At 49.8% G+C, this 8,048-nt stretch carries 7 protein-coding genes and 1 pseudogene; all 8 read right to left on the bottom strand.

Annotation, left to right across the window (positions count from 1 at the left end):
* Positions 1-66 precede the first annotated feature (66 nt).
* Positions 67-2,049: pseudogene (locus ACYVSB_RS12295) on the bottom strand (KUP/HAK/KT family potassium transporter); the annotation flags it as partial.
* A 250-nt stretch (positions 2,050-2,299) separates the two neighbouring features.
* Entirely contained in the window at positions 2,300-2,437 is a 138-nt protein-coding gene (locus ACYVSB_RS12300) for a hypothetical protein (RefSeq protein ID WP_461219614.1), read from the bottom strand.
* On the bottom strand, positions 2,400-2,681 hold the full coding sequence (locus ACYVSB_RS12305; protein WP_461219615.1) for a hypothetical protein: 282 nt from the start codon (positions 2,679-2,681) through the stop codon (positions 2,400-2,402). Before ACYVSB_RS12305 ends, ACYVSB_RS12300 begins: the two co-directional genes overlap by 38 nt.
* Before the next feature lie 79 nt (positions 2,682-2,760).
* Entirely contained in the window at positions 2,761-3,177 is a 417-nt protein-coding gene (locus ACYVSB_RS12310; protein WP_461219616.1) for a hypothetical protein, read from the bottom strand.
* Positions 3,174-3,326, bottom strand: coding sequence for a hypothetical protein (locus ACYVSB_RS12315; protein WP_461219617.1), 153 nt, complete (start codon positions 3,324-3,326; stop codon positions 3,174-3,176). The genes ACYVSB_RS12310 and ACYVSB_RS12315 overlap by 4 nt, the downstream gene beginning before the upstream one ends.
* Before the next feature lie 208 nt (positions 3,327-3,534).
* The gene (locus tag ACYVSB_RS12320) at positions 3,535-4,197 is read right to left on the bottom strand and encodes a metal-dependent transcriptional regulator (RefSeq protein WP_461219618.1); all 663 of its coding nucleotides are present in this window, start codon (positions 4,195-4,197) and stop codon (positions 3,535-3,537) included.
* 696 nt (positions 4,198-4,893) lie between these two features.
* The gene (locus ACYVSB_RS12325) at positions 4,894-6,084 is read right to left on the bottom strand and encodes a C40 family peptidase (protein ID WP_125601901.1); all 1,191 of its coding nucleotides are present in this window, start codon (positions 6,082-6,084) and stop codon (positions 4,894-4,896) included.
* Positions 6,085-6,461: 377 nt separating this feature from the next.
* Complete coding sequence (locus ACYVSB_RS12330) at positions 6,462-7,691, bottom strand: CHAP domain-containing protein (protein WP_461219619.1); 1,230 nt, start codon at positions 7,689-7,691, stop codon at positions 6,462-6,464.
* Between the last annotated feature and the right edge of the window lie 357 nt (positions 7,692-8,048).

Below are 8,048 nucleotides of genomic sequence, written 5' to 3' on the forward strand. Positions count from 1 at the left end.
CGCTTCCGGATAGGTTTTGCCGTAGCGCACCGCGGCTTCGTCTTCATCCAAATAACGGAGGCTGATCCGATCGGACTTGCCCAAAATCAGCGGCACCTTTTCCACGACCACATCGGCGAATTCCAGGCCGAACCAAGAGGCCGGATTGCTGGTAATATTTTGCAGGCCGACCCGCAATTGGATCATGGTCCGTTCGAAGGACTTGATCTGCGTTGCCGGTGAGATCACATCTTGCACAATGACAAAACTGAAATCGCCCACATCCCGACCGACAATGGTGGTATATTTCTTCGGTTGCGGATCGATCTGACCCCGTTCGATCATCTCGTGCACGATCGCCCGCAAGTAGACATTGACCCGCTGTTCCCGCCGGAAACCAAGGTAAAGCTGCACGTTGATCACGTTCCGCGTGCCCAAAGTATCCACACTATATTCCGCGGTGTAGGGCTCGTCAGTCACATTGACCGTCACGAACCAGTAAGCCTTGGCCCGCTTTGGCCGTTTATCCAAGATCGAGTACATCATTTCCCGCTTGACCTTGTTGCCTGGCTTGACCTTCGCCATGTAAACCACATTATCGGAGTAAGTCGGCAAGCCTTCATCATTACTCAAGCGACTGAGTTGATCCTTGTAATCGTCCAGACTGACATAGGCCGAACGATATTCTTCCCGGTCGCGAATGCGATTGCCGTAATACCAGATATACATCACCAGCAAGATCACACCGGCAATGATCGCGGTGACATAGCCACCATGCACGAATTTGACCAAGGAAGACACCAAGAACATCCCCTCGATTATCCCAAAGAAGACCACCATCAACGCGGCCCAAATCAGTTTCACGTTACGCAAACGCAAGAATTGATACAGCAAAAGCGTGGTCATCAGCATGGTCACCGTGATCGCCAAACCATATGCCGCTTCCATATGTGACGAAGTTTTGAAATAAGCGATGATGCCCAAACAAGCGATCCACAAAATATTATTGACTAAAGGAATATAGATCTGACCGTGTTTTTCCGTGGGATAAACGATTTTCATCCGAGGGAAGAACTTCAGCCGTACCGCTTCTGAAACCAAGGTGTAAGACCCGGTGATCAGCGCCTGGGACGCAATGATCGCCGCTAAGGTCGCCAAAACGATCCCGACCAGCCGCCACTCACCAGGCAACATTTCGAAGAAGGGATTGAAGGTCGCGTCCTTAGCCAGGGCCGCGTTGTTCGCGTTGTTCATCACCCAGACCCCTTGGCCCAGGTAATTCAACATCAAGCTGACGAAAACAAACGGCCAACTCCCGTAAATATTGACCCGCCCCACGTGGCCCACGTCCGAATAGAGCGCCTCCGCCCCGGTGGTCGCCAAGAAGACGCTCCCGAGAATGAAGACCCCCACATGATTATCCGGGTTAAAGAACAACAAATTGATCGCGTAATATGGATTCAGCGCCCGCAAAATCGACAGATCCGCCGTCATATGCAACAAGCCACTGATCCCCAAGAACAGGAACCAAATGAACATGATCGGACCGAACGCCCGACCGATTGCTTTCGTCCCAAAACGCTGGATCAAGAATAAGAATGACAAAATGATCACCGTAATAATGATCACTTCCGTCTGCGACTTGACCGGTTCCACGCCGTTGAACTTGATGCCCTTCAAGCCCTCGATCGCCGTGGTCACCGTAACCGCTGGCGTCAACATCCCGTCCGCCAGCAACGCCGCGCCCCCGATCAACGCCGGGTAGATCAGCCACTTCTTCCGCCGCCGCACCAACGCGTACAGCGAGAAGATCCCGCCTTCGCCATGATTCGTCGCCTTCAGCGCGATCATCACGTACTTGATCGACGTCAACAGCATGACCGTCCAGAATATCAAAGAAATACTACCCAAAATCATCGAACGTGAGGCCGTATTCAAACCGCCATTATCAGCGATAATGGTTTTCATTACATAAAGCGGCGAAGTTCCGATATCACCATAAACGATCCCAATGGTGATCAGCAACCCGGCCATCGAAATGGCACTCCGCTTTCTTGCATTTAACCGCATTTTATCTTCCTCCAGCATAACTATCCCTTGGGCTTGTTTCCACCCGCGCCACCGCATGAAAAAAGCTCCCTTGTCTGTCAGGTCATTCCATTATTTCCGGGCACAACCTGCATCACTTGAGAACTAAGCCAATGCCGCTACTTTACAAGACTTATACCCGACTGTCAATAGAAAAAGTGAAGAAAAGTTTAAATTTCATCGGCGGCCTTGCACCACCGGCCTGTCACCATAAATGACCCTCGTAGCAGCGCTACGAGCGCCCGCTTTTCGTGAGGATTTCTCCGGTTGCTGGGAAAAGTAGGTTGGCCGCAGCTTGCGCTGCGAAATTCGGGGTGAGCTCGCTGTGGGCGTCACTTTGAGCTTTTCGGAAGGGCGCCGAAAATCTCAAATCTGCGCCTTGTCCTAAGCGGCAGAGCCGCCAAGGACAATTTCACGGCGATCTCACCCCGAATTTCTCCGCTCCAGCCGCTCAACGTTTTAACAGTCGTTTGAGCACTCACGCCAATTGGCAAGCTATGGTCAATTGATGGGGAGCCCCGCAGTTGACGACCGTGGCTGGTGGTCACAAGTATTAAATTGGTGACACCAGTACAATCTGTCTGATGAACTATAGTAGATTCTTGGTGACCCAAACAAATTGGCTGATTTCCAATCAACACCCGCTTGAGTGTGCAAGTTTTTTTGCGATACCGAATGTACCGACTTTCTAATTCAAATCAGTTGATGTTGCCGTACCACTACAAAAAGGGCAATTGTTTGACCTCTATCTTGCAAAAGCACTTCGTCAAATATCCAGTTTCGATTGCAGATAAGCTCGATTCCGTCTAGCAACCGCCTCAGGACGTGTGGCTCAGTGGTGAAATTGTCCTTGGCGGCTTTGCCGCTTAGGACAAGGCTCGATTTGAAGACAAGCCGCGCTCTTTGCGGATTGGCTTCAAACGACGCCCACCGCGTTAGCCACGACAAACGTCCTGAGGCGGTTGCGTCCCCATCGAAACCCACCACGCCTGCAATCAAGCGCAGGTTCAAGAACCGATCCCAGACTTTCGGAATCCGTTGGCATTGCCGTACCACCACAAAAAAGTGGGAATTGTTTTGACCACCACACTTGCAAAAGCACTTCGTCAAATCCTTCGCCTTCGATTGCAGATAGGCGCAATTCTGCCTAGCAACCGGCTGAGACTGCGCGGCTCAGTGGTGAAATTGTCCTTGGCGGCTTTGCCGCTTAGGACAAGGCTCGATTTGAAGACAATTCCCGCTTTTGGAATTGGCTTCAAACGATGCCCACCACGTTCCAGTCCGCAACAGCAGTCCCAGCCGGTTGCGTCCACATCTAGACTCAGCATACCTGCCATCAGGCAAAAATTCAGGAATAGAACACCGCCGTTCCAAATCAGTTCAAAGAGCCAAAACAATTCCCACAACAACCTCAAAAAGAAAAAATGCTTGCGCCCAAAACCCGGCGCAAGCAAAGCCCGGTGCCAGCTAGGACTCCGGTGCAGAAATCTGATTTACAAAAATATAACTGGCCGACTTGAAGCTGACTGGAATCGTCGCGCCGGCGTTGGTGCGCACCACAATCGGACCTTCGAAGGGTTCATGACGCAAAACGGTCATCTCCGTACCCAATGGCAGACCTAGATTTTGGTAATAGGCCAAGAATTCGTGATTATCAATGACTCGCTTGATCTGAACGGTGGTGCCATCCGAAATATCGACCAAGACTTGATCGTCGGAATCAGTTTCCTCCGCGTTGCCGGGAATGATCCCGCCGTGCGGACAGCGCTCAGGTGCGTCCAAGTATTCGTTCAGCCGCTGGATCAGCATCCCATCAGTGGCGTGTTCCAAAACATCGGCGGCCTCGTGCACCTCGCCGATATTATAATCCAGCTTATCGTGGAGGAACACCTCCCAGATCCGATGACGCCGCACCAAATTCGTGGCGATCTCCCGCCCCTTATCCGTTAGCGAAATCTCATTATAAGGCGTGTGACTGACCAGCTTCTCCTTGGACAAACTCGTCAGCATTTCCGTGACCGATGGCGCGCTAACTTGCAAAATGTCGGCAATATTTTTATTCGTAATCTTCCGTTGATCATGATTCAACTCATAGATCGCTTTCAAATAATTCTCTTGACTTGGTGACATTGTCCCAACCTCCAAGTGTGCATCTCAAACCAATGTTACAGCTTCCATTATAACGTATTTAACAAATTCCTGCTTGGAAAAAACGAAGCGCTTTATTTCAAAGCAGAGTGCGGAGCGCAACGGGTTGACTTTGAGCATTAGCCTAGCAAAGGTTTTGGAAGCCGCTTTTTGCTTCCAGAACCTTTGCGTAGCTAAGCGCAGAAGTCAGTTGCGCGCAGCACGTTTCAAAATCCAGAGCGCGAGCCAGCCCGGTTAGCTTCTGAGCATTAACCTAGCTAGGATTTTGGAGGCAGGTCTTTGCCTCCGGAAGCCTAGCGTAGTTAAGCGCAAGAAGCTGGGCTGGTGAGCACGTTTCAAAAGCAGAGTGCGGAGCGCAACGGGTTGACTTTGAGCATTAGCCTAGCAAAGGTTTTGGAAGCCGCTTTTTGCTTCCAGAACCTTTGCGTAGCTAAGCACAGAAGTCAGTTGCGCGCAGCACGTTTCAAAATCAGAGTGCGAGCCGACCCGGGTAGTGCTTGAGCATTAGCCTAGTAACTGTTTTGGGAGCTGAACTTTGCTCCCACAACAGTTACGTAGCTAAGCGGAAAGCACTGGGTCGGTGAGCACGTTTAAAAAAAAGACACCGTCCGCAGACGATGTCGTAATCAAGTCAAAGTTAAGTTATGGAGAATGGAGAATAGCGGTCGCGGCTATGGATTAAAGCCGTTTACCAAAGGCTGGTGACCAGTTGCTGATTGATTGATAAGTAACGGATTGGCCAGGTTGTGGTGAGTGGATGTACTGCCCACCGCCAACGTAAACGCCAACGTGGTACGCAGAACCAACGCCACCCCAGAAGACCAAATCGCCAGCTTGTAAGCTACCGATGGAAACATATGAGCCTAATGAGCTCATCGCTTGGGCTGTCCGTGGCAAGGAAACACCAGCTTGGCGAGCCGCATAGTAGATCAACCCTGAACAGTCAAAGCCCGCAGGTGATGAACCGCCCCAAACATATGGTACGCCGATGTATTTAGCAGCGTTAGAAGCAATCGAGCCACCGCTAACGGAAACACTAGCTGAGCCAGAGTTGCTTGAGTTAGAGCTTGAGTTATTTGAAGTTGAGCTATTGCTTGAACTGCTTGACCGACGGGTTGTCGATGCCACAGATGCGGAAGTCGTTGCGACCCGCGAAGCCGCTGCAGCAGTTGCGGAAGCCAATTCACTTTGCAATTTTGCGATTTCTGACTTATTGTCTTCGATCTTCTTAGTTAAAGCTTCTTGGGCTGATTCAGCGTCAGCTTTCTTGTTATCAAGGGCAGCTTTTTCATTAACCAAAGTTGCTTTGATGGTAACCAAGCTTGACTTCTGAGCCGCTTGCTTAGCACGTAGATCTTGGATCTTGGCTTCTGCTTCTTTGACAGCGTCCATCGCTTCCTTGTTGGCGTCGCCTAAGTTCTTGACCGCAGCCAACCGGGACATTGCATCACTGATCGAATCAGAGCTGAAAATAAAATCAAGGTAAATGTTGCCGGTAACACTATTAGAAGATTCCGCTTGTAAGTTCTTCGCTTGTGCCCGTAAAACAGACTTGCGATTAGCTAATTCTTCTTTAGCAGCGGCGATCTGCTTGTCAGAAGTCTCGATGCTGGCTGTGACCGTCGTGATCTTCTTCTCGGCTGCCGCGATTTCGCGGATCTTGTCAGAAACTTCATTGGTCAGTTTGGCAACTTGGTTCTGTTGCTCATTCAATTGTGATAGCAGATTGTTGCCAGCGCTCTTCTTGCTGGCCAGTGAACTCTTTGCTTCGGAAACTTTGTCGGCGCTAACTGAATTGACACCCATAAATGTTGGTGCGGCTAAAATCAAAGCCGCTGCAGTAACCACAATACGCTTCGTTATCTTCATCAAATTTGTACACTCCCATAACTTAATTACAAAGCGCATTATAGCATGGGAACTATTACACGACTGTTACAGCGAGTCAAAGTTCATGTGACTTATATTACACCAATGTAACACTGTGTCCAGATGCCTACTCTAGCAACGATCTTCATTGTTATTTTTCTTTAGAGAATTCTTAAAAAAGTCTTGACGAACGGCAAATCAACCGTTTACATGACCAAATAAATGAAAAACCTTTTAATTTTAAAACGTTTGCAGGAATTGATCGACACCACTGGCACCCACGCAAAAAGACCCAACAGAGATCCTGCTGAGCCTCAATCAACTATTTAGCTTAGGGAAAAACTTAGTCAAACGCTGGAAAAATCATGATCGCACATTTAGTAAGGGCTGTGAACGTAAGTGTAGGCGCCAACGTTGCTGATCGTTTGCAAGTTAGGACCGCTTGGTGATGAGAAGCCCATCCCGCCTTGCGAGATCGTGATCGTGCCCGCCGCGGCGTTGTAAGATTCTACGTAAGCGACGTGGCCATATTGGCCGTCAGCTGTCCATTGACCGCCGACTGATTGACCGGCAGCGAAACTAACGATCGCGCCAACCGCTGGCGTATTGTTGACCGTGAATCCAGCCGCACGCGCGCTATTGCCCCAATCGGCGCCATTGCCCCAGCTACCGCCAGCCCAACCGGACCGTTGGTAAGCGTACCAAGTACATTGACCCCATGAATAAGGGTTGTTGCCGGTGTGAGTCACATTCGGTGTCCCAGTTGAACTGCCAGAATTGACATTACTTGAACTGGAATTACTTGAACTTGTGGAACTGTTAGTTGCCGAGCTGGCCGCTTTTTGAGCTGCCTTGGCCGCAGCTGCCGCAGCCTTGTTCGCCTTCTCTTGGGCTGCTTCGGAAAGTGCCGACTTCAAGGTAACTTGCAAGTTTTCCAAAAGATCCTGGTTCGCCGTGACTTCGGTTTGCAACTTGGCAACCGCAACACTGGCCGCCTTCTGCGCTTCAACCAAATCAGCCTTGTCGCTGACCAATTGCGCTTTGCTGTCAACCAAAGCCTGTTGTTTCTTGTCTTGTTCGTCCTTCAGATCTTGCAATTTGTTCTCGGACTCTTTGACCGCGTCCATTGCTTCCTGGTTGGCCTTATTCAGCTTGCCCACCGCGAAAGAACGGGATAACAATTCGGTGAAACCATCACTACTTAAAACAAAATCAATGTAAACATTGCCAGAAACACTATTGCTAGATTGCTTTTGCAATTCGACCAATTGATTTTTCAAAACCGTCCGCCGGTTCTTCAATTCGATCTGCGTTTCTTTGATCTCGCCGGCGATTTCGTCCAAACGCTTCTGTGACGCTTGGATATCAGAAGTGACACTGGCGATTGCCTGGTTCTTCGCCACGACCTTCTTGTCCAAACTCCAAACTTTGCTTTGGAGTTCATTCATTTCGGCGATCAATTTTTCTTTTTTCGATTTGTTACTGGAAATTGCGGACTGCGCCTCTGAAACTGAATCAGCGTGAACGGTTCCGACTTGAGCCATCACTGGACCGGCTAATAAAAGCACGGCTGCGCCTACGAATAATGTGCGATTGCGTTTTTTCAAATTGTACACTCCCATGACTTATTACTTTCGCAGTATAACATAGTAACCTTTACGAGAAGGTTACAGCCCTGCGAAGAAGTCATGACATCGCTTTGGGGAAATCACATTATAACGAATTGCTCATGGTCAGAATGTGGCCACATCAGTGTTCCCTTCATGAAAAAACTGGTCAAGCAGTTAGGCTGATCAGTTCTTTGATTGCTTTGGCTGGTAAAAGTTGGTTGGCCGCGGCTTGCGCTGCGCGTGGCGTTGGTGGATGGCAGATGTGGTGGGGCTCCAGGTCGGGCTGGGGGTGGTGGAACGCGGCGGGCACGATTTTGAGCTTTTCGGAAGTGCGCCGAAAATCTCAAAACTCGG

The sequence above is a fragment of the Lapidilactobacillus salsurivasis genome (genome assembly GCF_054785215.1).